Origin of the sequence: uncultured Thalassolituus sp., from assembly GCF_950066645.1 — a bacterium.
Classification (GTDB): domain Bacteria; phylum Pseudomonadota; class Gammaproteobacteria; order Pseudomonadales; family Oceanobacteraceae; genus Thalassolituus.
Genome location: NZ_CATMFB010000012.1, coordinates 98,240 through 120,891, shown reverse-complemented (window position 1 = coordinate 120,891; position 22,652 = coordinate 98,240). Strand labels below are relative to the sequence as shown.

Here is a 22,652-nt window from a genome sequence, read left to right as displayed (position 1 = left end):
CATGAAAGTACGTGCGTCTGTTAAGAAAATCTGCCGCGAATGCAAAATCATTCGTCGTAACGGCAGTGTGCGTGTGATCTGCTCTGTAGATCCAAAGCACAAACAACGTCAGGGTTAATATCCCCGACAAGGCCGGGCGTTGAAATCAGGTCGCTTGCTTTTTAAGCAGGCGACCTGTAGTATTCGGCGCCCTTTCATTAAGTAAAGTGTAACGGAGTTAGACATGGCCCGTATTGCCGGTGTCAACATTCCTGACAACAAGCATGCAGTTATTTCTCTGACCTATGTCTTTGGCATTGGTAAGACTACTGCGAAGCAGATCTGTGCCGCTACTGGCATCGCTGAGAACACCATTATTGGTGACCTGAGCGAAGATCAGCTCGATGTTGTTCGTAACGAAGTCAGTAAGTTCACAGTTGAAGGTGATCTGCGTCGTGAGACTCAGATGAACATCAAACGACTGATGGACATGGGTTGTTTCCGTGGTATCCGCCACCGTCGCAGCCTGCCGCTTCGTGGTCAGCGTACTAAAACGAACGCACGTACCCGTAAGGGTCCGCGTAAGCCGATCCGTAAGTAATCTCACGATTACTTTGGATCTGGCCTTTTAGTGTAGCTGCATTCGACTTGTTGCAGTGTTGATATTAAAAGCAGGATTTAAAAATGGCTAAGCCACAAAGATCAACCAAGAAAAAGGTTAAAAAGACGGTAGTCGATGGCATTGCGCACATCCACGCCTCTTTTAACAACACCATCGTGACCATCACTGACCGTCAGGGTAATGCTCTTTCATGGGCAACTGCGGGTGGTTCTGGTTTCCGTGGTTCCCGTAAAAGCACTCCTTTCGCAGCTCAGGTTGCCGCGGAGCGCGCTGGCGAAGCAGCCAAAGAGTACGGTCTGAAGAATCTGGACGTTGAGGTTAAAGGCCCAGGTCCAGGTCGTGAATCAGCAGTCCGCGCTCTGAACGCATGTGGATACAAGATCACTAACATCACTGATGTTACTCCGATCCCACATAACGGCTGTCGTCCACCTAAGAAGCGTCGCGTATAAGGAGGCTGAGAAATGGCACGTTATATTGGTCCTAAGTGTAAACTTGCCCGTCGTGAAGGAACTGACCTGTTCCTGAAGAGCGGTGTTCGTGCACTGGATACTAAATGTAAAGCAGAAACCAAGCCTGGCGTACATGGCGCTGGTCGTGGTCGTCTGTCTGATTACGGTCTGCAGCTGCGTGAAAAGCAGAAGGTTCGTCGTCTGTACGGCATCCTTGAGAAGCAGTTCCGTAGCTACTACAAAGAAGCTGCCCGTCGTAAGGGCGCTACTGGTGAAAACCTGCTCCAGCTGCTGGAATCCCGTCTCGATAACGTTGTTTATCGTATGGGCTTCGGCTCTACTCGTGCGGAAGCACGTCAGCTGGTGTCTCACAAGGCAATCACAGTTAACGGTAAGTCAGTTAACATTCCTTCCTTCCAGGTTAAGGGCGGTGATGTGGTAGCTATCCGTGAGAAGTCAAAGTCTCAGGATCGCATCAAGACTGCACTCGAACTGGCTGGTCAGCGTTCTGACTGTGGCTGGATCGACGTTAATGCCAGCAAGATGGAAGGGACTTTCAAAGCAGTTCCTGAGCGTACTGATCTCTCTGCAGAGATCAACGAAAACCTCATCGTGGAACTTTACTCTAAGTAATAGAGGAAACTAAGGGGCAGCTATGCAGCGCGCAGTTAATGAATTTTTGACACCTCGCCACATTCAGGTGGATGAGGTTTCCAATACCCACGCCAAGGTGACACTGGAGCCGCTTGAGCGCGGTTTTGGCCACACACTTGGTAACGCATTGCGTCGTATCCTTCTGTCTTCTATGCCGGGCGCAGCGATCGTCGAATGTGAGATCGATGGTGTCCTGCATGAGTACAGTGCGATCGACGGCGTTCAGGAAGACGTGATTGAAATCCTGCTTAACCTGAAAGGTGTTGCGGTCAAATTGCATGAGCGTGACGAAGCCACTCTGACTCTGACCAAGACTGGTCCGGGCGTAGTGACGGCTGCCGATATTCAACTGGATCATGGCGTAGACATCGCAAACCCAGCACACGTGATCGCCAATCTTGGTGATGGTGCTGAGCTTAAGATGACTCTGAAGATCTCATCTGGTCGTGGTTACGAAACTGTTGAAGCTCGTAACCAGAACGATGAAGAGACTAAAGCCATTGGTAAACTTCAGCTGGATGCAACTTACAGCCCGGTTAAGCGTGTTTCTTACAGCGTTGAAAGCGCTCGTGTGGAACAGCGTACCGACCTGGACAAGTTGATCATCGACCTGGAAACCAACGGTACTATTGATCCGGAAGAAGCTATCCGTCGTTCCGCGACCATCCTGCAGCAGCAGCTGGCTATCTTCGTTAACCTCGAAAACGACGAAGTCGTTGAACAGGTTCGTGAAGAAGAAGAGATCGATCCGATTCTCCTGCGTCCTGTGGACGATCTGGAGCTGACCGTTCGCTCTGCCAACTGTCTGAAGGCTGAAAACATCTACTACATTGGTGATCTGATCCAGCGCACAGAAGTTGAGCTGCTCAAAACACCTAACTTGGGTAAGAAGTCTCTGACTGAAATTAAAGACGTACTTGCTTCCCGTGGACTGTCGTTGGGTATGCACCTGGAGAACTGGCCACCTGCCAGCCTCCGTAACGACGACAAAGTTCTCGCGTAAGCGGTTCGATCAGTTAGTTAAGGAATTTAACCATGCGTCATCGTAAAAGTGGTCGTCACTTCAATCGTACAAGCGCACACCGTCAAGCCATGTTTAAAAACATGGCGGTGAGCCTGTTCGAGCATGAAATCATCAAGACTACTCTGCCAAAGGCGAAAGAGCTGCGTCGTGTAGCTGAGCCTCTGATCACCCTTGCAAAGGTTGATTCAGTTGCTAACCGCCGTCTGGCCTTTGCTCGTACTCGTAGCAAAGAAGCAGTAGGTAAACTGTTCACTGATCTCGGTCCTCGTTACCAGAGCCGTCCGGGTGGCTACATTCGTATTATGAAATGTGGCTTCCGTGCCGGTGACAACGCGCCAATGGCGTTCGTTGAACTGGTTGACCGTCCTGTTGCTGAAGCAGCAGAAGACGTTGTCACTGAAGACTGATACAGATCTCTGTACAGACAAAAAAACCCGCCTAGTGCGGGTTTTTTTGTGTCTATTCACCGGGGGTGATGTCGGAGAGTATTGTTGGTGATGTTCCGGAGAGGTCGATCAGATAAATGGCGTCGTCGGATGTCACGTAAGCTTCTGCTTCGCTTCGGATGATAATGTCGTTGCAAAGGATTTCGGGGTAGGTGGTCTCCAGTACGGGGTTCGTACCGTCAGCGACGTTTACCCGAGCTAAACCATTCCCCGTACATATCCAGAGTGCGTCGCCGTTTTTTGATAGTCCGAATGGATTTGGCATTGCCAGAGTCGCGAGCATTGTCGGCTCTGCTGGGTCCGAGACCTCCCAGACCTGGAGTTCATTTGCGCCGTTCGGATTGGCACAGTTGTTACCACTTCTTAACGTCAGGTACATGATCCCTGAATCCACAATCACCGGGTCGCAACTGACGATATGGTTCGCTTCACCCAATAGACTGAATTCCCCATTTTCGTCCAGGTTGAGGATGGATGCGCCACCATTGCGGCCGATATAAAGTGTACTTTCACCTTCCGGAAATACAGTTTCGGCGCCCTGAACGCTGTAGCTTCCTGTCAATTCAGCGAGGCCTTCGTCCGGAAAGCGATACGCGAGAATATGGTCACCATCGAGGACAACCAGATGACCATTCTGGTAAGTCAGAGCTGCGGTAGATCCCGCGACTGCACCCGTTGATATAGTGTTGTCGGAACTTTCCGAGTTGTCGGTCTGACACCCAGTGAGAGCTGCGCTGAGGACGACGACCGAAATACAATGCTTATTCAATTTCCTGCCCTCCATCTTCCGTCTCAACGACTTCACCGTAGAGCGTCTGTTGTCCCAGATACTTATGGAAACCGACAGGTACACCGTAATTCCCATCAAGGAGCCTATTCAGATCTTCAGGGTTAAGCCACAGAAGGGTGTTGGCGATAAACTGACGAGATGGAAAAGTGAGGGTGTCTTTGATCCTTCTTTCATCTCCTGGAACAAAGGAACGGTCACGTAAAGAGTCAATGGGCAGAGTAACCACATCGGTGAATGCGTTTGCATAAAGGTAAGCCCCGTCTGTAGTTACATCCGTAACCCCTGGCAGAGGAATATACGCGAGACGCATCGGGTTGAGTGGGTCTGAAGTGTCGAACACATGAAAACCCTTATAACGGTCAACGACGAGTAGTTCGCCAGGGGCGCTCAGTAACTTTCCTGGGCGCTCAAGCTGTTGGGTATCACCATACTCCGGTGTAATGTCTGCTCTTATCTGTTCCCACGTGAGCCAGATAATAGCATCACATTCGCTTGGCTCTTTTTCATAGCACGGCTCGTCTTGGCAGGCATATTGTAATGGAATGGCAAAAATGAGGATCAGCTTCAGAGATGGCTCTTCTATGCGCGCTTTCGTGCGATAGCTATCCGCAAAAAAACAAACACCGGATGACAATAAGATCGCAAGGACATCGCCGGGATCAAAGGTCATTGAACTCATGGCTGACTGGCTGCATTCGCTGAGAGTGCATATTAAGGTCAACGCAGTGATGGTCAGGCGGTGATTTCGTGATGGGCGGATTGCTACGAAAAAAGAGTAGAGCAGAGGGATAATCAGAAAACTGAGCAGGTAGTCACTCAATATCAGCTCTACCTGATTAACCGGAGATGCTCCAATGGTTGACCAGATAAGGTGTGCGGGTCTGGTCAGCCACATAACGGTCAGTGTTACAGCGGAGAGGGTCAGAAAGAGGCCTAAGCGGGAAGCAAACCTGAACACGGCAATCATCCTTGAAATACATCATCGCACATTGAACCGTTAAATTATTAAATGTGGATGAAATGATCAATGTCGCTATGCGCCCTGCTGGCTAGCGGTTAATAAATGCAGCCACTTTGTACAATGCTTTGCGGGATCGTTTAAGTATCGAGGCGTGCACCTGAAATACATGCCACATGCCGTCGAACACCTGCAGTTCGCATTCACTTCCGGCTGACTTGAGAGCAACACTGGCCCTCTCTGCGTCAGAGAGAAGAATTTCTTCAGAGCCAACCTGAATCAGCGTTTTAGGAAATCCTGAAAGATCCCCGAACAGGGGGGAAAGCCCGGGATGCTTCTTCTCGGTTGCTCCCGCGTACAGATCGGCCGAGCTGGTCAGCCAGGCTGGGCTGAGCATTGGGTCCCGCCGTTTGTGAGTATCCAGGCTCGCACCGGAGCAGGTGAGGTCACACCAGGGGGAGAACAGCACGAGAGCATTCGGGTGAGCCAGTTCGGTTTTATTAATTTCCTGCATCAGTGCCATGCTCAGGCCACCGCCAGCGGAGTCACCCATAATGACGATGTCCTGATGCTCTTCCAGAAGCGCTGTGTAAGCCTTGAGCGCGTCTTTGACTGCGTTCGGGTAGGTGTGCTCGGGGGCAAGCCGGTAATCGATCAGAAAGGCTTCTCGTTCGGTCGTGCGTGCTACGCGAGCCACCATCTCTTTGTGACTGGCGGGTGATCCGATGCAATAAGCACCACCATGCAGATACAGGATGGCACCGGTGCTGACGGATGGCGTCAGGCGCCTGGCGGGTACCCCTGCGAGTGTTGTCTCGGTCTCGCGGATGCCGTGTGGCATAGGCACAAAACGGAGCAGATCCAGGCGCTTTCGCTGCGTCGCGATTGAAACACGGGGGTGTAAATTGGGTTTAACAACAGCTCGGACGACCTGACGTACGATGGCTTCCATCACAGGCATGACACTTTCCTTCGGGCAAAAAAATGGCGGGCCGTTGGGAGCCCGCCAAAACAGGTTTTGGGTGCCGCTGTGAAAGAGGCGATCATGAACATGGCCTGAGCCATAACTGCTACTTTACGCCGGGCCCTGGTCAACATGGGCAAGGGGCGGTAAAGAAGCGTCAGACAATGTTCACGAAACGTCGTCACTCCACAAGCACGAGGCTCAGGCCGGGCCAGTAAGTAATAATCAGCACGGTAGCGAGCAGTATAAAGAAAAACGGCAGCGTGGCGCGATAAAGTGTCATCACAGGTTTATTGAAGCGGAAGCTGGCAATAAACAGGTTCATCCCCACCGGTGGGGTGAAGTAACCGAGCTGCATGTTGGCCAGGAACAGGATCCCGAGGTGAATCGGGTGAATCCCGTACTGGACAGCGATGGGCAGTATGATCGGGATCATGATCACGATGGCCGAGAAAATGTCCAGCATCATGCCCAGGATCAGCAGGAAGATGGTTAGCAGCAGCAGGAAAGTGAAACCGTCACTGACATGCGCCTGAATCGTCTCGAACACGGCTTCCGGGACGCCGGCGTCAATCATGTAGTTGGTCGATGCCAGTGATACTGCCAGAATCAGCAGAATGGCGCCTACCAGCTTCATTGAGTCACGCATCACTGCGGGCAGTTGCGTGAAGGATATTTCGCGGCGGATCAGCACAGTGACGATCAGTACATAGAACGCAGTAATCGCCGCGGCTTCAGAGACAGCAAAAAAGCCACCGTAGATGCCACCCAGTACTACGAACGGCAGTGGAATTTCCCAGGCGCTGTCTTTGATGGCCGCCAGTGCTTCACTGCGATCAAACTTATGGTTCGACTTCGGCAGATGACGGGATTGCCAGGCACTGTAGAGCGACAGAGCTGTCAGCATCAGCAGACCGGGCAAAATACCGGCGAGGAAAAGATCATCGATACTGACCGGCGTATCCAGTGACATCTGCTGGGCTATGACGCCATACAGGATCAGAGGCAGCGACGGTGCAAAGAGAAGCCCGAGAGAGCCGGAGGTAGTGACCAGGCCCAGGTTGAAGTTCTCACGGTAGCCAGCCTTCTGCAGCGCTGGAACGAGAAGGGCGCCCAGGGCAACGATCGTCACACCCGATGCACCGGTAAAAGCAGTAAACAGGGCGCAGGCCGCCAGAGCCACGATAGCGAGGCCTCCAGGCATCCAGCCCAGAAACGCATCGGTGATACGGACCAGACGTTGTGGTGCTTTGCTCTCGCCCATCAGATACCCTGCGAAGGTAAACAATGGGATCGCGATCAGTACCGGCATTTCAGCCACGCGGTATATCTCGACTGCCATGACCTGCAGGTCGACGTCGGTCTGGAAGAACCCCCACATGGCTGACGCAGCGATCACCGCGAATAGTGGAGCGCCGGCCAGTGCAAGCAGTAACAGAATTGCAGGAATTAGCAGACTCATGCGCTGAACTCCTTGCCGGCAGCAGAAGCAAGCCCCTGTATCAGGAAGCGCAGTGCCATCAGGGAGAAGCTGAACGGAATAATCAGCTGCAGAGGCCAGGCCGGAATCTCGCCAAAGGCGATGTCCTGAAACTCAAACGCCAGTTGCACGTACTGGGCTGAATACCAGCCAACCAGCCCACAGACGGCGGCTGCAAACAGCAGGGTGACAGAGGCAGCAACGCGGTTCAGCAGAGGTCCACCGAGCTTTGAGATCAGATCAATACTGATGTGTTCACGGGTACGGGTGGCCAGCAAGGCTCCCAGCAATCCGATCCAGAGAACCATCACCCGCAACAGTGGCGGAATCCACGACACACCGCCTCCGAAGAGGCTGCGCGCCAGGATGTCGTAGCCTGCGAGCACAATCATACTCAGCAGCAGAAGCACCAACACGGTGTCTTCTGCGCGATGAACCCAGAGCAGGAGTCGTTTCATTAAGGCTCCTGACGCAGAGTCTGCAGACGCTGCTGCAGCTTTTTGAATTCCTCGACCGGGTAGATACCTTTGCCGGCAAGTTCATTGACGGCACTGGTTGCCAGCTCCAGCCAGGCTTGCTTGTCTTCTTCAGACAGCTCTACAAACTCGATACCGTTCTGTGCGAGTGCTTCGCGGGCGCCGGCTTCGTCTTTCTCGTTCTGTTCGTCCATGCTGGCAAACGCGGCTGCCATGATGCGCTTTACAACGGCCTGATCGGCAGGAGCGATTTTGCGGAAGGCTTTCTGATCAACCACGATGGTGCCTGTCAGAAACAGCAGCGGATAATCGGTTACGTACTTCACTTTGGTGTGCCACTGCAGCGCAATGGCAGACGATGCGTTAACGACGATGGTATCGATGAGGCCGGTTTGCAGGCTGGTGTACACGTCAGAGACAGGCAGAGAGATAGGTTCTACACCGCCGTTTTCAAACGTGGTGGCGCCAATCAGATCGCCTTCCGGTACCCAGACTTTCTGCTGGCGTGCGTCCTCAGAGGTGCGGATAGGCTCACCCGACATCATGTAAGCGAAGCCCGCTTCAGAGATACCCAGAACCACGTAACCTTTCTTCTCAAGTTCACTGGCGATGAAAGGATCGAATTCTTTACGCACGGTACGGATTTCTTCCAGATTGCGGAAGGTGAATGGCAGATTGTAGAGCTGCGACGCTGGAGCGATGTTAATCAGAGATCCGGTCGCGATAGCGCCGCCCTGAAGTTGTCCGATACGCATTTTACGCAATACGCTCTGGTCGCTGCCCTGAACGCCACCCGGGAAAAATTTAATTTTTACCCGGCCTTCCGTTTCTGCCTTAATGTCATCGGCGGCCTGGCGCATGACTTTCATCCAGCTGGTACCGTCTGGCGCCAGTGTGGCAATTTTAAGAGTCGCGGCGTGGGTGGCCGGTGTGATCATGCTGACCAACAGCAGAACAAAAGCAAAAATTCTCATAGGGATCTCACTCAAAGTAATCGGCAGATTCGGCTAACAGTGCGGCAGCCTGACGTTGCGCCAGGCGGTTGACCAGGGTCAGGCCTTCGGCATAAGGGTCGGCATCCAGTACTTCCTGAAGCAGACGGTCGTGCAGTTCCTGTTCAAACATCAGTCGGGCAAACTGCTTGGCGTAGAGCACCTTCGCCATCAGGTGCTGGCCCTCTGTCAGTTCAATTGCTTTTTCAAAATGTGCCTGACCAATTTCAGGTTTGCCTCCGACAGAAGGCGGCAGCTGGCTTTCCAGTACGCCCAGATAAACCTGCACGGTCGCGTTGTCATAACCCTCGTCATAACCCGCAACCCATTGCATCAGCGTTTTGACTTTGCCGACCTGAGCGATCGCATTCCAGTCACTGGTATTCGCCTGAATCCAGCCTGCCCAGGCCGCACCATAGGCATAAAAGATTTCAATATCGCTTTCGTCATAGCGGGCTTTCAGGCCACTGAGCAGGTCGTCGGCCGGACCATCCACCAGATCACAGGCTTTATCGTCGTATTCGCACAGTGCGCGGCGGGCGTATTCCATGGCCTTATCAGCCATGCCTGCGGCCTGTTCTTCATCCTGTGCAAAGACACCGGCATAGGCACCGTAGAGTTGTGCGCCCGCCAGCAGGAAACGTTCATTTTCCGGATAGGTGAGGATCAGGGCATCCAGCATCAGCAGGTAGGCCGGTGCGCCTGCTGCAACAACGGACGGATCGTCCTGGTTGAGCATGGCGCGGGAGAGGTTATCGGGTAGCTGGGTCACGGCACAGCCACTGAGCATCAGAGTCAGTACGACAGACAGTATGCGTTTCATAATTATGTCGGCAAATGAGTGTGCGGCGATTGTACACTGCGGGGCGGGGTGTTTCACCCGCCCACCTGCGTCAGACCTGAGTCAGATCGTCCAGATGAACCGCCTGCTTCTCAGAAACCACGCCGTAATCAATGCCAATACCACGGAGGATGTCCCACACCAGCACATTGTCACTGTTCTCAGCGATGGTTTTCTTCGCCATAAATTGCGCGATTTCCTGAATGGATTTGATCAGGGCGTAATCTGCAGAGCTGGAGTGCAGGCCATCAATGAAGTTACGGTCAATCTTGACGAAATCGACCGGCAGGGCTTTCAAATAGTTGTAGGAAGACTGACCGGTTCCGAAGTCGGACAACACGAAGCGACAACCCAGAGTGCGCAGTTCATGCATAAAGTCTGCGGCGTCACCCAGATCATGCAGCGCCGATGTTTCGTTCAGCTCAAAACAGAGTTTACCCACTGGAACGTCGTGTTCCCGTGCCTGTTCGGTCAGATATTCGAGCAGGCTTTCGTCGCTGACGGCCCGCGCTGAAAGACGCAGAACAAAGCGACGGATGTTCTCGGCTTCTTCTTCGTGGGTACTCAGCCAATGGACGAGTTGTTCGATGATCCAGCGATCGAGCATATACATGCGGTTATAGCTTTCTGCGGCCTGCAGGAACTCAATCGGTGGAATTTCTTCACCGTCTTCTGTCTGGATGCTGATTACGACTTCGTACTGTATGGTCCCTTTGTGGCGGCTCTGAATCGGCTCTATAGGGACACAGAGAATACGGATACGGTCTTCTTCAAAGGCCTGATTGAGGCGGTTCCCCCAAACCATAAACTGCTCGTGGCGCTGGCGTGAGGCATCGTCATATTCATAACGGACGATGCGGCTGCTGCCTTTTTCCTTCGCCAGCTGACAGGCAATTTCCGCCTGTTCGAGCAGATCGGCGGCATCGGTGGTGTCGGCAGACATGACCGCCAGACCGATGCTGACCCGCAGGCGGAACTTATCTTTGCCGGTATCAATGTCGGTTTTCTCGACCGCTTTCATCAGCATGCGGGCTGAGGCCTCGGCACGCTCGATGTCCTGCTCTTCAAGCAATACGGCAAATTCGTTACTGCCAATGCGTGCGCAGATGGCGTCTGGCATTTCTTCCTGCAGAATGGTGGCAATGGTCTGCAGTGCGGTGTCACCCGCTTCGACGCCGTAGTTTTTATTGATCAGTTTGAACTGGTCAACGTCAATCATACACAGGGTATTGGAAGTGGGTTCCCGGGCAGACTCAGACACACTGGTATCGAGTTGCTGCAGAAACTGCTGGCGGTTGGTCAGCCCGGTCAACGGGTCTGTGGTGGCCTGCAGAGACAGATCGGTATAAATCTGCTGCACGAGCTTGTCGATACTCTGGTCGACCGGGGTATCTTCCTGCTCGTAGATCCGCTTGATCGTGCCTTCTTCCATGGCTTTCGCCAGTTCGTTGAAGCGGTAGTCATGTACGCGCATCCCGGTATGGTTAACGCAGGCGTAGCGACTCTGATCGGCAGAAATCCAGGCGATGGATACGATCTGCTGCTGATCAGTAATCATCAGCCAGTCACCCACCTGCAGGCTGAGAACACGACGTGCGCCTTTTCCTTTCAGCAGCGTTTCTTCTTCCTGTTCTTCGAACTCCGGCAGGTTGATCGCATCTGGCATTTCACCCTGTTGCAGGTGTTTCACGGCGGCTGCCATGATGTCATCCTGCCACTGCGCATGTTTCGGCTGAGGGCCGTTCAGCTGATCCAGCTCTTTACGGGCAAGAGTCAGCAGCGGCGTAAACTTCTCCAGCAGGTCTTCCCGTCCGGAATTATTGGCGTTAAACAGAATCAGTACCTGGCGGTAGAGCTTTACCGCCCCTTTAAAGCGTGTGCTGTCGGCACCCTCACGAAGGAGAAGCAGGCAGAGCATCTGTTGCCAGCCTTCCTGTAGCCATTCAATGACGCACTGGGGCAAGACCCGTTCGGAGGTATCTTTTCCGATCAGGGCATTCACGCGTTTGTGTGCCATAAACAGACGGTACTCACCTTCGGCGCTCTGAGCGACACGCTCGGTGTTCTGTTTGACTTTACGTTCGGCAGAGCCCACCAGTAACTGCAGGTTCTCCACCAGGTCTTCCATCTGTTTCGGGTCGGAAGACGGAGCCTGCAGAACCGGATCAATCATTTCTTCCAGTGCTGCGCGCAGCCGTTTCTGGCCGCTGCTGGTGATTCGTCCAAGCCGGCCCAGCAGGTTCAGGATCAGACGTCCCGGGTGTTCTGGGTTAAACAGCAGTGATGGGTCTTTCAGCATCAGGCGCAGCAGTGGCCAGCCAAGTTGCTCGATACTGGGTTTGATAAATTCCGCAAGGCTGGGGTTATCAAGCAGGTTACGGGTAACCTGTTCCATTGTATCAATGGCCTGTCGTGTTTCTTCCGGCAGGCTGACTTCTTTTTCGGCGAGTTGCTGTTCGAGCTCTTCGCGCACGCTCTTTTCACTGAGCGGCGCGGATCGGGACAGACTTTCCACCAGTTCTGTGATCTGTTCCGGTGCTGCCTCAGGCAGGCTGCTTTCTGCGCCTTCCTGAAGCTCGCGCTGATAACGCAGGGTCAGAAGGTGCTGAATGTTTGAATAGGCCTGCTGTGCCTCGCCCTGATGGCGTTGAAAATCAAACAGTGAGCTGCCTTTGCGTTCTGGGTCTGAACGACGGCTGTGAGCCTCGTAGGCTTCCTGCACTTTGGTGTCTGTCGCCGGTGTCTGTGAGGCATCGGTAACCACCGGGGTTTCGCGCTGGCGACGGAAGCGGAAGGTAATCGGGATATTGATCTGACGGATCACCGACTGATAAACGCTTTTCAGCGCCGCGACGGCGACTTTCTCAAAGGTATCAAAGGCCAGTTCGCGGGCCTCATGCGGCAGATCAAGAGCATCAATACTGTCACGGAAGGCTTCGGTGACCGTGTTGGGTCCAATCGGGTTAAAGCAATGTTCTGGCGCGGCCTGAGAAAGCGTATCCAGCAGCTGCCGCAACTCGAAACTTTCCTGAGACAGGAACGACTGCAGATGAGAGGCCGCAACTTTGGCCTGCAGCCAGTCTTCGAAATCGCTCTGGCGCACCAGCGACAGAGCAACGGCACCATCAAACTCTTCGTTCTCATCAGACAGTTTTGGCTCTCCTGCCTGCCAGCGCTGCATCTGGTGGTGCAGTATCTGGCTGAAGCGCTCAAAAAACTTAGCGGCCTTTGCTTCGGTCTGAGCGCCCAGTTTGGTCCAGAGTTGCTGTTCGGAGGTATTGCGGGCGTAGTCTGCTTTGCTGTGACTGGCTTCGGCAAACTCCGGCACCCACTGACGTGGCAGTTTTTCAATCAGGGCATTGGCTTCACTGATGAACTGCTCGCGGAAGCGCTGCCGCTGATCTTCGGACAGTCCACCACCTTTGCGGGTCTGCTGATTGAATTCCTGCATCTCGAGGAACAGCTGACTGTCTGCTTCATGCATCTTGACGCCAACCGTGGTGCCATTCTGATAGACCAGATCGACTTCAGCGCGGACGGGTGTACTGAGCTGCATTTCGAGAATCATAGGCCCGAGCTGTTCCGGGATCTCTTCATGCATCCAGCGGAGTTTCATACCGGAATGCGAGTAGTCCGAGACCAGACATTCATAACCACTGCCGTCGGTGAGTATCAGCCGGGCGTTCAGCTGGCTGGCAAAGCGGGGATGTTTCCGTGATTCGGTGGTCATGTCTGTTCCCTAAAGTACTGCCGATTCCATATAAAGAAGAGAAAGTATAGTCGGCAGCTTACAATCTTTTTCCCATTCTTAACCGGAATACCGGACGAATCAATGTCCACCGGAAATCTGTGGGCAAAGTGACCCGTTTGTTGCGGATAGTTGTCCTGAGTGGAATATCGCGGCTGCGACATCATGTCGCAGGCGGTAGAGTCGGACTGGTGGCAGACTTTGCCCCCGAATGTCCAACCGATCGCTCTGGAGGTTTCTATGCCGCAGCGGCGCCCCGTCTTCAGTATCCCGCTTGTCCGGGAGCTGACGCTGGTTCTTATCATCAAGCTGGTTCTTATCACCCTCATTGCCCGGGCATTCTTTTCAGATCCGGTAGAAACCGATCCCCAGGGGACGCATATGGATGAGGTATTCGGCATCCCCAGCGCCTCGCCTTCACTGTCACAGGAGACACAGCATGATCAGTGAACACCTGGTAGATATGTCGCGTCTGCAGTTTGCGATTACTGCCTTTTACCATTTTCTTTTTGTACCCCTGACACTCGGGCTGTCTTTCATTCTTGCCATTATGGAATCTGTTTACGTCATGACGGGCAAACAGGTCTACCAGGACATGGTGAAGTTCTGGGGCAAGCTGTTCGGAATTAACTTTGCTCTGGGAGTGACAACCGGGCTGACGATGGAGTTCCAGTTTGGAACGAACTGGGCGTATTACTCTCATTATGTCGGAGATATTTTCGGCGCCCCGCTCGCCATTGAAGGTCTGATGGCGTTTTTCCTGGAGTCGACCTTTATCGGGCTTTTCTTTTTCGGATGGGATCGTCTCTCCCGGATCCAGCACCTGATGGTGACCTGGCTGGTGGCAATAGGCTCAAATATGTCAGCGCTCTGGATTCTTATTGCGAATGGCTGGATGCAGAACCCTGTCGGTGCGGAATTTAATTTCGATACCATGCGAATGGAAATGATGAGTTTTACCGAGGTCATTTTTAACCCGGTAGCGCAGGTGAAATTTGTGCATACCGTGTCTGCGGGGTACGTCACCGGTGCGATGTTTGTATTGGCTATTTCGGCGTACTTTATGCTGAAAAAACGCGACCTTCCGTTCGCCCGGAGATCGTTTGCCATCGCTTCCAGCTTTGGCCTGGCTTCGATTCTTTCGGTGATTGTGCTGGGGGATGAATCGGGTTACGAAATCGGTGACGTGCAGAAGGTAAAACTGGCCGCCATCGAAGCCGAGTGGGAAACGCAGGAAGCGCCGGCAGCGTTCACCCTGATTGGCCTGCCAGATCAGGAGGCGATGGAAACCGACTATGCAGTCCGTATACCTGCCGTACTCGGCCTGATCGCGACCCGTTCGGTTTCTGAAGAAGTCAAAGGTCTGAAAGATCTGATGGCTGAACACGAAAAACGCATCCGCAATGGGATGCTCGCCTACGCGCTTCTGACACAGATTAAAGCCGGCGATCGTTCTGAAGACACCATCGCTGCCTTCCGGGAAAAAGTCGACGACCTTGGCTTTGGTCTGCTACTGAAAAAATATACGGATAATCCAGCTAATGCGACGGAAGAACAGATAGCCCAGGCAACGAAAAATTCTATTCCCCGGGTAGCACCTATGTTCTTTACTTTCAGGATTATGGTGGGGCTTGGCTTCCTGATGCTGATACTTATCGGCCTGTCTTTTTACTACAGCGCAAAGGGTACTGCAGAGCGTCAGAAATATTTACTGCGCGCACTGATTATTGCATTACCTGCGCCCTGGATTGCCTGTGAAATGGGGTGGTTTGTTGCCGAGTTCGGTCGTCAACCATGGTCAATCGGCGAAATACTGCCCACTCATTTATCGGTATCTACCCGCTCGGTGGAAGACCTGTATATGAGCCTTGCCGCGTTTATCGGGTTTTATTCACTGCTGCTGGTGGTCGAAATGTATCTGATGATTCGTTTCGCCCGCCTGGGCCCTTCTGCACTTCATACCGGGCGCTACCATTGGGAGCAGCCAGAAAATCAGACTCAACCGGCACAGGCACATTAAGGGGGCGTTATGGATTACGAATTGCTGAAGTTAATCTGGTGGGTTCTGATCGGCGTTCTGCTGGTCGGGTTTGCCGTGACCGACGGATTTGATATGGGCGTCGGCGCCTTGTTGCGTCTGCTGGCGAAGACCGACTCAGAACGGCGCGTGTTGCTGAACACCGTCGGGCCACACTGGGATGGCAATCAGGTGTGGCTAATTACCGCTGCAGGCGCCATTTTTGCTGCCTGGCCGGTGGTCTACAGCGTTGCTTTTTCCGGGCTCTACTGGGCGTTTCTGCTGGTGCTGTTTGCGATGTTTTTCCGCCCAGTGGGATTCGAATACCGTTCGAAAATGACGGACCCCCGCTGGCGCAGTGCGTGGGACTGGGGGCTGACCATCGGGGGTGCCGTTCCTGCACTGGTGTTTGGCGTCGCGTTTGGCAATATGTTCCTGGGCGTTCCTTTTTCACTTGATGAATTTATGCGCTCCGCTTACAGCGGGTCGTTCTGGCAGCTACTGAATCCATTTGGTCTGTTGTGCGGTGTGATCAGCCTGCTCATGTTGTCGATGCATGGCGCTGCGTATCTGCAGATGCGGACAGCCGGAGAGCTGCGTCAGAGAGCCCGGCGAGCAGGTTTTCTTCTGGCCGTTGCGGTCGCAGTGTGTTTTGCCCTCGCGGGTATCTGGGTCAGCTATCTGCCCGGGTATGTTATTCAGTCTGCGGGCGATGTCGGGGCTGCGATGACGCCTCTGATGAAAACCGTTTCTCTGCGGGACGGCGGCTGGCTGGCTAACTATCAGACATTTACCTGGATGATAGCGGCACCTGTGATTGGTTTTGCTGGTCTGCTGCTTGTGGCTGTCGCCAGTCTGTTGAACCGCAGTGCTCTGGCGTTCGTCGGAAGTTCATTCGCGGTTGCCGGGGTGATCTGTACCGCCGGCTTCAGCCTGTTTCCGTTCCTGCTGCCATCGAGCCTTATTCCGGATCAGTCACTGACCATATGGGATGTCACTTCAAGCGCCCTGACACTGAATATTATGTTCTGGGTCGCCATGATATTTGTGCCCATTATTCTCAGTTATACGCTCTGGGGTTATTACAAAATGTGGGGTCGTCTGACCACGGAATTTATCGAAGACAATAACTACTCAACTTACTGAACGGAGGCTATGGCTATGTGGTATTTCGCATGGATTCTGGGTGTTCTGCTGGCGTGCTCCTTCGGCATTATTAATGCCCTCTGGCTGGAGGTGAACGAAAACCTCGACCGCGAACCAGATCCGGACGACGCTCAATGAGTGAACCGGTCAATTATCATCAGTACGGCCCGCTTTATGCGGGCTGGGCCCGGCTGTTTTCTTTCGTGCTGGCGACCGGACTGTCTGTTGCTCTGCTCGTCATGCCGCATCTTGTCGCAACGGATACCCGGGACCTTGAGCACGGACCGCTGTCGCTGGCTCTGCTGGGAATCAGCGCAGGCTTTGTGCACGGGGTCGGGTACGTTCCCCTGCTGACTCTATGGCGCTGGCTGTTCAGCCCATACATGGCCTGGCCAGTTATGCTGTGGTGTGGCTGGTGGTGGGCGCAGGCGCTCTGATCAGGTTGTATTTTATTATTCTTATGTGGTTATATTGATCTTCCATACAGGAGGCTCCTATGACAACAGCGATGACGAAGGACGATTTTCTGGCTGAAGCACAGGCTTCAGTGACGCCCGTGGATGCAGAAATGGCTCAGCAGATGATGGATTCCGGTGCCCGGGTTCTGGATGTGCGTGAGCCTGCAGAATTTATGATGGGGCATCTGCCAGGAGCAGAAAACATTCCTCGCGGGGTTCTGGAGTTTAAAGCCGCGGACCACCCGTTACTGGCCGACCGGAATGCGCAGATTCTGCTCTACTGCAAGAATGGTGGCCGCAGTACGCTGGCGGCGCATACGCTGAAGCGGATGGGCTATGACCAGGTGAAAATGCTGGTGGGCGGCTTTGATGCTTGGGCGGGCTCTGTACATAAAGTGGAGTCTGATCCGGGCCTTTATCGCTGAGGGAATCTTCATGAGACTGTGTGTCATGGCAGGTGCAATCCTGCTACCACTCTGGGCGTCTGCTGAGAGCGTGCCCCCTATGCTGGATGAAGCCCGTATTCAGACAACCGCTATGGCGGAATCTCTTAAGCTGACCCTGATGGCAGGCATGAAAGCTGATGGGCCAGTGGCGGCAATCTCTCTCTGTCACACTGAAGCGCCGGCGATTGCTGCCCGCTTCAGCGAAGGCGGCTGGACGGTCGGCAGAACGTCAGAAAAGCTGAGGAATCCTGCTAACGCGCCGGATGACTGGGAGCGGGAGGTGCTGAAAGATTTCGCCAGGCAGGCCCGTCAGGGAATCGATATCAGCACACTGGAGGCATCCTCAGAAAGCGATGATGGGGAGTATCGTTATATGAAAGCGATTGCCGTAGGCGGGCCTTGCGTGATCTGTCATGGTCAGTCACTCAGCCCTGAAGTGTCCTCTGCGCTCAGTTCACTGTACCCGGAAGATCAGGCGCGGGGCTACCTCCCTGGCCAGCTGCGTGGTGCTTTTACTCTGATTTACCGTCCACAGGAGCACTGATCATGGAGCACCGGGTAGCCGTCAGCTGGGAACGTCAGGGCGCGTTCAGCCACGAAGGATTTGAGCGGCGTCACAGCCTGAGTTTTCAACCAGAGGTGACACTTCCTGCGGGAGGCGCGGGCAATGATTACGGTGCCGATCCGGAACAACTTCTGGCAGCGGCCATGGCAAGCTGTCATATGCAGACGTTTCTCGCTCTGGCGGCCAAGAAGCGCCTGACGGTAGATTTCTATTACGATGATGCCGAAGCCGTGCTCGGGCAGAAAGACGATGGCAAGTTCTGGATTGAGACCCTGATCCTTCGTCCCCGTGTCGGTTTCAGCGGCGATAAAGTGCCGGATGATGCAGTTGTCGTCGCCATGCATAACAAAGCACACGAACACTGTTTCGTTGCAAATTCTGTCATATCGGAGGTCGTTATCGAGCCCGGTTTTCAGGCAACATAAAAATTTTTCAGAAAATCACATCCAGTCTCTGAACTGCACCGTAAAGGTAATACACATTGAGTGTACAACCTGAAATCGGGAGCAGTTATGAAAACGCACGTCACCCTTCTGCTCAGTGCGATGGCCGCATTGAGTACTATGAATGCCAGCGCTTCGAGTCACCGGGAGGCGCCTAACGTCACCCGCCTGCCAGCAATCGACTCCACGGATTTTTACGCCTTCCGCAGCTACGAAAGTGGGCGCGAAAATTATGTTACCTTCGTTGCTAATTATATTCCGCTTCAGGACGCATACGGCGGCCCAAACTATTTTGCGATGGACCCCAGCGCACTCTATGAAATTCATATCGACAACAACGGCGATGCTGTTGAAGACATAACATTCCAGTTCCGTTTTCAACAGATGCTGGGCGCCATGGGAAGTGGATTTTCGCTGCCTATCGGTGAAGGTGATAACCAGAAAAATGTCGCTATTCCGCTGAAAAATTACGGCAATGTTGATACTGACGGCAGCGCTAATTTTTATGAAAGCTACAGCATCAGTAAAGTCAGCGGTGATCGTCGTACCGGCACGGCTATGCCACTGAGTGATGGCTCTGGCAATGAGACCTTCACTAAGCCACTCGATAACATTGGTGAGAAATCATTTACCGATTATGAAGCCTATGCCGCAGGCTATGTTCATGACCTGACCATCCCCGGGTGTGATGCGGGAGGTAAGGTATTTGTTGGTCAGCGTAAGGACCCCTTCGTGGTTAACCTGGGGAAAACGTTTGACCTGGTAAATTATACGCCGCTGGATGCTGACGGCAGTGCACAGGACGATGCGAATGATGATCTCGTAGATAAAAACGTCACATCTATCGCACTGGAAGTACCTGTTTCGTGTGTAACGGGTTCTGGTAATGGAGTCATTGGCGCCTGGACAAGTGCCAGTCAGCAGCAGGCCCGTATCCTCAACCCTGAAGCATCGTTTGCTAAACCGGAAGTGAATGGTGGTGCGTGGACTCAGGTCTCACGTCTTGGTATGCCGCTGGTAAACGAAGTGGTTATCGGGCTGAGCGATAAAGACACCTTTAATGCCTCTGAGCCCAAAGATGATGGTCAGTTTGCAGACTATGTGACACACCCGACGTTGCCCGCTCTGCTGGATATTCTCTTCCGCGATGCACTGGGGGCATCGGACAATATTGCACCGTCCAATATTCCTCGTACTGATCTGGTGACAGCCTTTCTGACGGGCTTTCCGGGTGTGAACCAGTTGTCGACCGTGACCGCCTCTGAAATGGTACGTCTGAATACCATCATTGCACCAACGGCCGCCGCAGAGCAGAGTGCATTTGGTGTGGTCGCAGGTGATCTGGCTGGCTTCCCGAATGGTCGTCGTCCGGGCGACGATGTTGTTGATATCGCTCTCCGTGTCGTCATGGGTGCTCTGTGTCATCCGGTAGACCTCGATGGTGATGGTAATGCGACGGACGATCTGGGGCTCTGCAGTCCGGGCGATGCACCGACTGGAGATCAGCCGTTTTCCGATCTGGCACCGATTGATTCCACCTATGTCAATGATGTCTTTCCATACCTGCTGGCACCGCTTGCAGGGTCAGTTACTCCAACGCCGTAACGTAAGGAGACAGACATGAAAACTTCTTCACTACTGATGATTATGAGCGTCGTTTTTCTCAGCGCATGTTCGGATAACGGCAGCAGTAATCAGACGCTCGACCTGACCGGTCCGGGTGATGACGTGACAGAGCAGACAGGCGTATTACTGACTCAACTGATCGACGAAATTTTTTCGGCATCTGAAAATTCAGAGCCGTTAAAAATTAATGATCTTGAGATCACTGATAACGCCGACGAGTTCTCTTTCTCGTATCTCACTGGCGAGTGAATGACTTTCCGGGGCCACGATGTGGCTCCGGGTTTTTTCATTGCGCAGAATTTTCACAATACCCGGGAATAAACGATGTTCATTAACCGTCTGATCAACTGCATCAGCTTCCGGATTGCGATCGCTGGTGTGTTCATATTGCTTGCAGCAACCGCAGCAACCGCAGCAACCGCAGCAACCGCAGCGTCCGCCTCTGAAATGTGGTCGGAACCCGACGATGACGTTGTCGTTGCGCGTTGGAGTGAAGACCAGCTTAAGGCCGTTCAGCTACCTCACGCAGAGCGTCTGGATGAAATAAGAAAACATTTTTTATTGGCAGACAGGCCTGGTGAGTCCTGGCGCTATGACCGGATATACGGATTGATGGACGGTATCGAAGAGGAAGAAGACAGTGATTCATGTGGGGTGACGGATGAAATTGCCTATTTCCGCGCTCGACTGTTGCAACATGGTCATGACTTCACTCGCGCTGCGTCTGTTCTCGAAAATATTGAACAGACCTCCGCGTATTACACCAGTGCGCAGCTCATGTTGTCCCAGGTGTATCACGAGCAGGGGCTCGTTAAACCCGCACACGAGGCGTGCCTTTCACTGATGCTGGTCCAGTCAGATGTCGCTGCCATATGCAGTATGGGGCTGCAGTCGGGTGCAGACGATTCTCAGCGACAGTTATTTACGTCGTTTCTGAACAGGTTCAGCAAAGACATGACGCCGCAGGGGCGCAGCCTGACTGCCTGGGTGATTTACCAGAAGGCTGCTTCCCTCCTGAAAACCGCAGATTACGAACAGGTTGATCAGTTGTACCGGCACTGGTCTGACAAGGCATCCCTGAGTGTCGCAGACCTGGTTCATCACAGTGAGGCTCTGTTGCAGATGAAACAACCCGCAAGCGTCATTTCTCTCCTGCAGGACTACGGTCGTGCAGATTTTCCCGATGATGTTTTGATTGTTCAGTTAGCCCGGGCAGAACAACAGATTTCTGATGGCAGCTATGTCTGGCGGGAGTATGCGAGTGAGCGTATTTCCCAGAGAATTAACCGTCGGGATAGCAGCTACGCCAGCCTTATTTCTCTGTATTACGCGACCCTCGGTGAAGGGAAAAAAATGCCGGAGTTGAGCTGGCTGTCTCAGACCAATGACACCCTTATTCCGGGAGATCTGTGATGAAACGCTATCTTATTTTTATTCTGATAACGACCTGGCCACTGTGGGTATCCGCGCATCAGAGCAGCACTGCCCTTATGTCTCTGAAGGCAGACGGTACTGACCTGAAGGGCACAGTACAATGGCAGCTGATTGATCTTGAACAGCGTCTGGGCCTTGACCGCAATCGTGATGGTGAGTTGCGCTGGGGAGAAGTAAAAGCGCTTACTCCTGACATAAGAGCCTTTATTCAGCGTCATATCCGTATTCAGAGGGGGGCTGACGCCTGTGTGACAGAACCCGGCAGCCCACTCCGGTTTAACAATGAGCGTGGCGCGTCGGCGGCGCTGATTGCTCCACTCAATGTCCTGTGCAACACCGATGGTCCGGTCACGGTAACTTACAGCGCTTTATTCGCTCAGTTTCCCGAACATCGCTTGCTCTGGAACCTGTCCGTGGGGGATCAGGTGCGACAGGGCGTACTGGAATCTGCGGAAAGCTTTTTCGTCACAGCCGATATGACCGCGTCGGAATTAAATCAGGAAACCTTTGCCGAATTTTTTGTGCAGGGTGTTATTCATATACTGCTGGGGCCAGACCACGTTGCTTTTCTGCTGACACTGCTGCTGGTCTCGGTACTGGTGCTGAACAACAACCGCTGGCAGCCGGCGTCAGACACACGCACCTGCGTGAAAACGGCGCTGTTATACGTTACTACGTTTACCGTGGCACATTCGTTGACACTGAGCGCCAGTGCCCTCGGTTGGCTGGCACTTCCCGGGTATTGGGTTGAATTAATCATTGCTGTGTCGGTCGTTGCCGCCGCTGTTCACAACCTTCGCCCATACCTGCCAGCGAGCACCGTTGTGGTCTTTCTGTTTGGTCTGGTACACGGCTTTGGCTTCGCCAGTGTTCTGGGGGAACTGACCGCGGAAACCGGCAACATGGCCTGGGCATTATTTGGCTTTAATCTGGGCGTCGAAGCCGGACAGGTCGCCATCACCCTGGTCATCATGCCGCTGCTGATTCACCTACGGAACCAGGGCTGGTACCACCGGGTACTGGTCAGGTATCTGTCGGCGATACTCGCTGCGTTGGGCAGCTACTGGGTGCTGGCACGCCTCTGAGGGTGC

At 53.4% G+C, this 22,652-nt stretch carries 26 protein-coding genes; 18 read left to right on the top strand and 8 right to left on the bottom strand.

Translation table 11 applies throughout. The annotated features are described in order from the left end of the window. Position 1 precedes the first annotated feature (1 nt). The 6 genes from rpmJ (at position 2) to rplQ (ending at position 3,138) form a co-directional block, all read left to right on the top strand. Entirely contained in the window at positions 2-118 is a 117-nt protein-coding gene (rpmJ, locus tag Q1L85_RS12275; protein ID WP_300433254.1) for a 50S ribosomal protein L36, read from the top strand. Positions 119-223: 105 nt separating this feature from the next. Then, positions 224-580 carry a 30S ribosomal protein S13 gene (rpsM, locus tag Q1L85_RS12270; RefSeq protein ID WP_300433252.1) on the top strand — a complete coding sequence of 119 codons (357 nt, stop codon included), beginning with the start codon at positions 224-226 and terminating at the stop codon, positions 578-580. 83 nt (positions 581-663) lie between these two features. Continuing rightward, positions 664-1,053: a 30S ribosomal protein S11 gene (gene rpsK, locus Q1L85_RS12265; protein WP_068443303.1), complete on the top strand. Its 390-nt coding sequence runs from the start codon at positions 664-666 to the stop codon at positions 1,051-1,053. Between the two features lie 12 nt (positions 1,054-1,065). Then, the gene (gene rpsD, locus Q1L85_RS12260; RefSeq protein ID WP_300428313.1) at positions 1,066-1,686 is read left to right on the top strand and encodes a 30S ribosomal protein S4; all 621 of its coding nucleotides are present in this window, start codon (positions 1,066-1,068) and stop codon (positions 1,684-1,686) included. Between the two features lie 22 nt (positions 1,687-1,708). Next, positions 1,709-2,710 (top strand): DNA-directed RNA polymerase subunit alpha, encoded by a 1,002-nt coding sequence (locus Q1L85_RS12255; RefSeq protein WP_300428312.1) that lies wholly within the window; start codon positions 1,709-1,711, stop codon positions 2,708-2,710. A 32-nt stretch (positions 2,711-2,742) separates the two neighbouring features. After that, on the top strand, positions 2,743-3,138 hold the full coding sequence (rplQ, locus tag Q1L85_RS12250) for a 50S ribosomal protein L17 (RefSeq protein WP_300428311.1): 396 nt from the start codon (positions 2,743-2,745) through the stop codon (positions 3,136-3,138). 52 nt (positions 3,139-3,190) lie between these two features. Here the strand turns inward: rplQ and Q1L85_RS12245 are convergent, their stop codons facing one another. From Q1L85_RS12245 to Q1L85_RS12210, 8 genes are all read right to left on the bottom strand, one after another. Then, positions 3,191-3,946, bottom strand: a complete 756-nt coding sequence (locus Q1L85_RS12245) for a hypothetical protein (protein ID WP_300433247.1) — start codon at positions 3,944-3,946, stop codon at positions 3,191-3,193. Continuing rightward, positions 3,939-4,787, bottom strand: coding sequence for a hypothetical protein (locus Q1L85_RS12240; RefSeq protein ID WP_300428309.1), 849 nt, complete (start codon positions 4,785-4,787; stop codon positions 3,939-3,941). Before Q1L85_RS12240 ends, Q1L85_RS12245 begins: the two co-directional genes overlap by 8 nt. A gap of 229 nt (positions 4,788-5,016) precedes the next feature. Then, on the bottom strand, positions 5,017-5,886 hold the full coding sequence (locus Q1L85_RS12235) for an alpha/beta hydrolase (RefSeq protein WP_300428308.1): 870 nt from the start codon (positions 5,884-5,886) through the stop codon (positions 5,017-5,019). 184 nt (positions 5,887-6,070) lie between these two features. Next, positions 6,071-7,351, bottom strand: coding sequence for a TRAP transporter large permease (locus Q1L85_RS12230; protein ID WP_300433245.1), 1,281 nt, complete (start codon positions 7,349-7,351; stop codon positions 6,071-6,073). Beyond that, a complete protein-coding gene (locus Q1L85_RS12225; protein ID WP_300428306.1) occupies positions 7,348-7,827 on the bottom strand; it encodes a TRAP transporter small permease in 480 nt (159 codons plus the stop codon). Before Q1L85_RS12225 ends, Q1L85_RS12230 begins: the two co-directional genes overlap by 4 nt. Beyond that, positions 7,827-8,819 carry a TRAP transporter substrate-binding protein DctP gene (dctP, locus tag Q1L85_RS12220; RefSeq protein WP_300428305.1) on the bottom strand — a complete coding sequence of 331 codons (993 nt, stop codon included), beginning with the start codon at positions 8,817-8,819 and terminating at the stop codon, positions 7,827-7,829. Before dctP ends, Q1L85_RS12225 begins: the two co-directional genes overlap by 1 nt. 7 nt (positions 8,820-8,826) lie before the next feature. After that, positions 8,827-9,660 (bottom strand): TRAP transporter TatT component family protein, encoded by an 834-nt coding sequence (locus tag Q1L85_RS12215; RefSeq protein ID WP_300433242.1) that lies wholly within the window; start codon positions 9,658-9,660, stop codon positions 8,827-8,829. A gap of 70 nt (positions 9,661-9,730) precedes the next feature. Next, positions 9,731-13,408, bottom strand: coding sequence for a DUF1631 family protein (locus Q1L85_RS12210; RefSeq protein WP_300426801.1), 3,678 nt, complete (start codon positions 13,406-13,408; stop codon positions 9,731-9,733). Between the two features lie 258 nt (positions 13,409-13,666). Between Q1L85_RS12210 and cydP the strand changes: the two genes are divergently transcribed. The 12 genes from cydP to Q1L85_RS12150 all read left to right on the top strand — a co-directional run bounded on the left by cydP (position 13,667) and on the right by Q1L85_RS12150 (position 22,646). Further along, complete coding sequence (cydP, locus tag Q1L85_RS12205) at positions 13,667-13,876, top strand: cytochrome oxidase putative small subunit CydP (protein WP_300426800.1); 210 nt, start codon at positions 13,667-13,669, stop codon at positions 13,874-13,876. After that, entirely contained in the window at positions 13,866-15,446 is a 1,581-nt protein-coding gene (locus tag Q1L85_RS12200; RefSeq protein ID WP_300426799.1) for a cytochrome ubiquinol oxidase subunit I, read from the top strand. The genes cydP and Q1L85_RS12200 overlap by 11 nt, the downstream gene beginning before the upstream one ends. A gap of 9 nt (positions 15,447-15,455) precedes the next feature. After that, positions 15,456-16,589 carry a cytochrome d ubiquinol oxidase subunit II gene (gene cydB / locus Q1L85_RS12195; RefSeq protein WP_300426797.1) on the top strand — a complete coding sequence of 378 codons (1,134 nt, stop codon included), beginning with the start codon at positions 15,456-15,458 and terminating at the stop codon, positions 16,587-16,589. 15 nt (positions 16,590-16,604) lie between these two features. Continuing rightward, entirely contained in the window at positions 16,605-16,727 is a 123-nt protein-coding gene (gene cydX / locus Q1L85_RS12190; RefSeq protein WP_300426795.1) for a cytochrome bd-I oxidase subunit CydX, read from the top strand. Beyond that, positions 16,724-17,026 carry a cyd operon YbgE family protein gene (locus Q1L85_RS12185; protein ID WP_300426794.1) on the top strand — a complete coding sequence of 101 codons (303 nt, stop codon included), beginning with the start codon at positions 16,724-16,726 and terminating at the stop codon, positions 17,024-17,026. Before cydX ends, Q1L85_RS12185 begins: the two co-directional genes overlap by 4 nt. Positions 17,027-17,085: 59 nt before the next feature. Continuing rightward, positions 17,086-17,472 (top strand): rhodanese-like domain-containing protein, encoded by a 387-nt coding sequence (locus Q1L85_RS12180; RefSeq protein ID WP_300426793.1) that lies wholly within the window; start codon positions 17,086-17,088, stop codon positions 17,470-17,472. A 10-nt stretch (positions 17,473-17,482) separates the two neighbouring features. Beyond that, positions 17,483-18,037 carry a DUF3365 domain-containing protein gene (locus tag Q1L85_RS12175; protein ID WP_300426792.1) on the top strand — a complete coding sequence of 185 codons (555 nt, stop codon included), beginning with the start codon at positions 17,483-17,485 and terminating at the stop codon, positions 18,035-18,037. A gap of 2 nt (positions 18,038-18,039) precedes the next feature. Further along, a complete protein-coding gene (locus tag Q1L85_RS12170; protein WP_300426790.1) occupies positions 18,040-18,483 on the top strand; it encodes an OsmC family protein in 444 nt (147 codons plus the stop codon). Positions 18,484-18,570: 87 nt separating this feature from the next. After that, a complete protein-coding gene (locus Q1L85_RS12165) occupies positions 18,571-20,106 on the top strand; it encodes a DUF4331 domain-containing protein (RefSeq protein WP_300426789.1) in 1,536 nt (511 codons plus the stop codon). A 15-nt stretch (positions 20,107-20,121) separates the two neighbouring features. Further along, positions 20,122-20,376, top strand: coding sequence for a hypothetical protein (locus Q1L85_RS12160; RefSeq protein ID WP_300426788.1), 255 nt, complete (start codon positions 20,122-20,124; stop codon positions 20,374-20,376). Between the two features lie 75 nt (positions 20,377-20,451). Further along, positions 20,452-21,540 carry a hypothetical protein gene (locus Q1L85_RS12155; protein WP_300426787.1) on the top strand — a complete coding sequence of 363 codons (1,089 nt, stop codon included), beginning with the start codon at positions 20,452-20,454 and terminating at the stop codon, positions 21,538-21,540. Next, positions 21,540-22,646, top strand: coding sequence for a HupE/UreJ family protein (locus tag Q1L85_RS12150; protein ID WP_300426786.1), 1,107 nt, complete (start codon positions 21,540-21,542; stop codon positions 22,644-22,646). Before Q1L85_RS12155 ends, Q1L85_RS12150 begins: the two co-directional genes overlap by 1 nt. Positions 22,647-22,652 lie beyond the last annotated feature (6 nt).

What these genes read in the sequence shown, in the direction of transcription:
- Q1L85_RS12155 (WP_300426787.1), top strand. Translation starts at nt 20,452, where the DNA reads ATGTTCATTAACCGTCTGATCAACTGCATCAGCTTCCGGATTGCGATC.
- cydX (WP_300426795.1), top strand. Translation starts at nt 16,605, where the DNA reads ATGTGGTATTTCGCATGGATTCTGGGTGTTCTGCTGGCGTGCTCCTTC.
- Q1L85_RS12235 (WP_300428308.1), bottom strand. Translation starts at nt 5,886, where the DNA reads ATGCCTGTGATGGAAGCCATCGTACGTCAGGTCGTCCGAGCTGTTGTT.
- Q1L85_RS12180 (WP_300426793.1), top strand. Translation starts at nt 17,086, where the DNA reads ATGACAACAGCGATGACGAAGGACGATTTTCTGGCTGAAGCACAGGCT.
- Q1L85_RS12185 (WP_300426794.1), top strand. Translation starts at nt 16,724, where the DNA reads ATGAGTGAACCGGTCAATTATCATCAGTACGGCCCGCTTTATGCGGGC.
- dctP (WP_300428305.1), bottom strand. Translation starts at nt 8,819, where the DNA reads ATGAGAATTTTTGCTTTTGTTCTGCTGTTGGTCAGCATGATCACACCG.
- Q1L85_RS12210 (WP_300426801.1), bottom strand. Translation starts at nt 13,408, where the DNA reads ATGACCACCGAATCACGGAAACATCCCCGCTTTGCCAGCCAGCTGAAC.
- Q1L85_RS12225 (WP_300428306.1), bottom strand. Translation starts at nt 7,827, where the DNA reads ATGAAACGACTCCTGCTCTGGGTTCATCGCGCAGAAGACACCGTGTTG.
- Q1L85_RS12175 (WP_300426792.1), top strand. Translation starts at nt 17,483, where the DNA reads ATGAGACTGTGTGTCATGGCAGGTGCAATCCTGCTACCACTCTGGGCG.
- cydB (WP_300426797.1), top strand. Translation starts at nt 15,456, where the DNA reads ATGGATTACGAATTGCTGAAGTTAATCTGGTGGGTTCTGATCGGCGTT.
- rpsM (WP_300433252.1), top strand. Translation starts at nt 224, where the DNA reads ATGGCCCGTATTGCCGGTGTCAACATTCCTGACAACAAGCATGCAGTT.
- cydP (WP_300426800.1), top strand. Translation starts at nt 13,667, where the DNA reads ATGCCGCAGCGGCGCCCCGTCTTCAGTATCCCGCTTGTCCGGGAGCTG.
- rpsD (WP_300428313.1), top strand. Translation starts at nt 1,066, where the DNA reads ATGGCACGTTATATTGGTCCTAAGTGTAAACTTGCCCGTCGTGAAGGA.
- Q1L85_RS12255 (WP_300428312.1), top strand. Translation starts at nt 1,709, where the DNA reads ATGCAGCGCGCAGTTAATGAATTTTTGACACCTCGCCACATTCAGGTG.
- Q1L85_RS12150 (WP_300426786.1), top strand. Translation starts at nt 21,540, where the DNA reads ATGAAACGCTATCTTATTTTTATTCTGATAACGACCTGGCCACTGTGG.
- Q1L85_RS12160 (WP_300426788.1), top strand. Translation starts at nt 20,122, where the DNA reads ATGAAAACTTCTTCACTACTGATGATTATGAGCGTCGTTTTTCTCAGC.
- Q1L85_RS12215 (WP_300433242.1), bottom strand. Translation starts at nt 9,660, where the DNA reads ATGAAACGCATACTGTCTGTCGTACTGACTCTGATGCTCAGTGGCTGT.
- rplQ (WP_300428311.1), top strand. Translation starts at nt 2,743, where the DNA reads ATGCGTCATCGTAAAAGTGGTCGTCACTTCAATCGTACAAGCGCACAC.
- Q1L85_RS12200 (WP_300426799.1), top strand. Translation starts at nt 13,866, where the DNA reads ATGATCAGTGAACACCTGGTAGATATGTCGCGTCTGCAGTTTGCGATT.
- Q1L85_RS12170 (WP_300426790.1), top strand. Translation starts at nt 18,040, where the DNA reads ATGGAGCACCGGGTAGCCGTCAGCTGGGAACGTCAGGGCGCGTTCAGC.
- Q1L85_RS12165 (WP_300426789.1), top strand. Translation starts at nt 18,571, where the DNA reads ATGAAAACGCACGTCACCCTTCTGCTCAGTGCGATGGCCGCATTGAGT.
- rpsK (WP_068443303.1), top strand. Translation starts at nt 664, where the DNA reads ATGGCTAAGCCACAAAGATCAACCAAGAAAAAGGTTAAAAAGACGGTA.
- Q1L85_RS12230 (WP_300433245.1), bottom strand. Translation starts at nt 7,351, where the DNA reads ATGAGTCTGCTAATTCCTGCAATTCTGTTACTGCTTGCACTGGCCGGC.
- rpmJ (WP_300433254.1), top strand. Translation starts at nt 2, where the DNA reads ATGAAAGTACGTGCGTCTGTTAAGAAAATCTGCCGCGAATGCAAAATC.